Genomic DNA, 2,546 nt, shown 5'->3' with positions numbered 1-2,546 from the left:
GCGTTCACGCCGATCACGCGTGACCTGGGACTGCGAATAGATGTATCGAACATCGCCGACGCACTCGAGATTCTTGAGGGACCCGACGCGCGCTGATGCTGATCGACGCGAACATCCTTCTCTACTCCGTCGATCGGACGAGTCCCTTTCACCCCGCCGCCGACACCTGGCTGACGGCTGCGCTCAACGGTGATCGGCGTGTGGGAATCCCGTGGATCTCACTGTCGGCGTTTCTGCGCATCGCAACGAACCCTCGCGCGGTGGCCGAGCCGCTGACGCCGCAGCAGGCCTGGGCGCACGTCGACGGTTGGCTGGCAGCGCCCGCGACCTGGATCCCCACGCCGGGGTACGGTCATGCATCGATTCTGCAAGGGTTGCTCGCTCGGCACGACGTGCGCGCCGGTCTCGTGCCGGATGCCGTGCTGGCCGCGATCTGCATCGAACACGGCCTCGCCATTGTCAGCGCCGACAGCGACTTCGCACGCTTCGACGCGATCGAGTGGACAAACCCCGTCGCCCCCGCACCACGCTGACACCGCGGTACCGGACAGCTCACGCCTCCCAGGAATCACCCCACAGACCGATGCCCTCCGCCGCCGGGGAAGACTCGGGTCCGCCGCTGATACGCTCGCTCATGCGGCGCGCCGTCTGCTGGATGCGGGTGACCACGCGCGTGAACGCGGCCTCGTCGGGTGCCGGAGCCAGTCCGACCGCGTAGAGGCTGAGCACGACCTGGTCCTCGGCCCCGAACACCGGCACTTGAACGACGGCCACGTTGCGCCAGTCGACACCCGCATCGGTTTCGAGCCGACGTCTGGACTCCGCGATGGCCGCCCACATCTGGGCGTACGACTCGCGCGCGACGCCGGTTCCGCGGGTGAGCTGCACGAACCGCTGCGTGAGGTCCCGGTTCCCGGCGATCGCGTAACCGCGCGCGCGGATGCCGGAGAGCTGCCGTGCGATGAGCTCCCTGTCGACGCCGCCGGTCAGGTGCCGCGAGGCCTCCTCCCAGGCGTGCCGTCGCGCCGGGGGAGCCCACGCTGCGAAAACGGAGGCGATGGGCGCGGCCCACGGGTGTGACGCACCCACGTTCTCGTACGACCCGCCGGTCGCGTGCGGCAGGACCGACGCAAGCGTCACGACAGCGTCACCGAGTTGCGTGTTGGCGGTGATCTCACAGTCGATCTCGTCGGCGAGGGCTGCGAGGTCCGCTTCGGCGGCTGTCGCCCACCGCAACCGTTCGATGAACGCCCGCGCATCGTACGACTCGCTGGGGGCGGCGAACGTACCGTAGCCGGCACGGCGGAACAGCAGCGGCATCTCGGCGGCACCCGCCCCGGTTCCCAGGTCGCGCACCCGACCGACGACGAGCACATGATCGCCGTGGTCGGTCGTGCTCTCGATGGATGCGTCTATCCAGACGACCGCGTCTTTCACGCGGGGCGGTTCGGTCCCGGCGCCACAGAACTCGTGCACACTCCATCGGTCGGGCGCCTTCTGCGCGAACGCACGCGCGAGGTCACGGTCGGCAGCGCTGAGCACGCTGACGGTGAACCGACCCGCGGCGAGCAGGTGCGGGAGCGTCGTCGAGCGACGGTCGGCGAAGAACCCGACCAGGAGCGGGTCCTCGCTGACGGCGACGAAGCTCCCCACGATCATCCCGACCGGGGCGCGCCCCGCGTCGCGCGCCGTGATCAGACATACCCCGGTGGGATACTCGCCGAGGACAGCACGCCACCCCGCGGACTTCTCGCTCGGCGTCGTCGCCGATGTCATGTCCCGACCGCGGCGGCCAGGTACCGCACAGCCGCCTGACGCCAGTTCAGGGTCACGTGGGAGTGAGCGATTTCGGCATCGCGCTTCGCCCGCGACACCGGATGCTCGGGGAAGCAGGCTTTCGCCCCCGTCAGGGCGTGAATGCGTTGCACCGACCGAAGTGCCGTCCTCACCGCCAGCGCGTTGTCGCGCAGTTCGGTGGCGATCTCTTTCTCGGTCGCAACATCATGGCGCGCGGACCGCTCGGCGGACAGTCGGCTGCGATTCTCGACGATCAGACGGGCCGTCAGGGCATCACCGGAGGCCTCGGAGAACTCGGTCGCGACGAAGTCCTGGTCGATCAGGCGCACCTCGCCGCCGAGAGCGTTCGCGACGCGGACGTTCGACGCGCCGGTTGCGGCGAAGTGGTCGACGGCTCCCGCGGCGGCTCCCACCGCCACCGACGCGAACGGGAACCGGCCGTTGGACGGCCACGGGGCGTACATCGCGTCGAACGTCGGATGCAGGCTGCGTCGCTCCTGGAGCTTGAAGACCGTGTCCCGGGTCAGCTGCACTCGCCGTTCCGGAACGAACACCCGTTCGACGGACATCGTCCGGCTGCCGGTGCCGCGCAGCCCGGTCGGCGTCCAGTCGTCGATCGTCGTGGCTTCGTCGCGCGGGACGAGGAACATGTGTCCCTCTTTGTCCTCCCCGACGGGCGCGTTGAAGATCAGCCATTCCGAGAAATCGGAGCCGCTGCAAAAGCCCCATGCGCCGGTGAGCAGGTACCC

The 2,546-nt window shown here is 69.2% G+C and carries 2 protein-coding genes and 1 pseudogene; 1 reads left to right on the top strand and 2 read right to left on the bottom strand.

Features of this window, described 5'->3' with window-relative positions; all coding sequences use genetic code 11:
• Window positions 1-95 precede the first annotated feature (95 nt).
• Window positions 96-533, top strand: a complete 438-nt coding sequence (locus ACK5KK_RS13475) for a TA system VapC family ribonuclease toxin (RefSeq protein WP_416890599.1) — start codon at window positions 96-98, stop codon at window positions 531-533.
• Between the two features lie 19 nt (window positions 534-552).
• Here the strand turns inward: ACK5KK_RS13475 and ACK5KK_RS13470 are convergent, their stop codons facing one another.
• On the bottom strand, window positions 553-1,776 hold the full coding sequence (locus ACK5KK_RS13470) for a flavin reductase (protein ID WP_416890598.1): 1,224 nt from the start codon (window positions 1,774-1,776) through the stop codon (window positions 553-555).
• A pseudogene (locus ACK5KK_RS13465) lies at window positions 1,773-2,546 on the bottom strand (hypothetical protein); the annotation flags it as partial. The pseudogene ACK5KK_RS13465 and the gene ACK5KK_RS13470, both read right to left, overlap by 4 nt.

This window comes from Microbacterium sp. (assembly GCF_047972865.1).
Classification (GTDB): domain Bacteria; phylum Actinomycetota; class Actinomycetes; order Actinomycetales; family Microbacteriaceae; genus Microbacterium.
The sequence above is the reverse complement of the archived record's forward strand: the minus strand, read 5'-3'. Positions and strand labels throughout refer to the sequence as shown.

What these genes read in the sequence shown, in the direction of transcription:
- ACK5KK_RS13475 (WP_416890599.1), top strand. Translation starts at nt 96, where the DNA reads ATGCTGATCGACGCGAACATCCTTCTCTACTCCGTCGATCGGACGAGT.
- ACK5KK_RS13470 (WP_416890598.1), bottom strand. Translation starts at nt 1,776, where the DNA reads ATGACATCGGCGACGACGCCGAGCGAGAAGTCCGCGGGGTGGCGTGCT.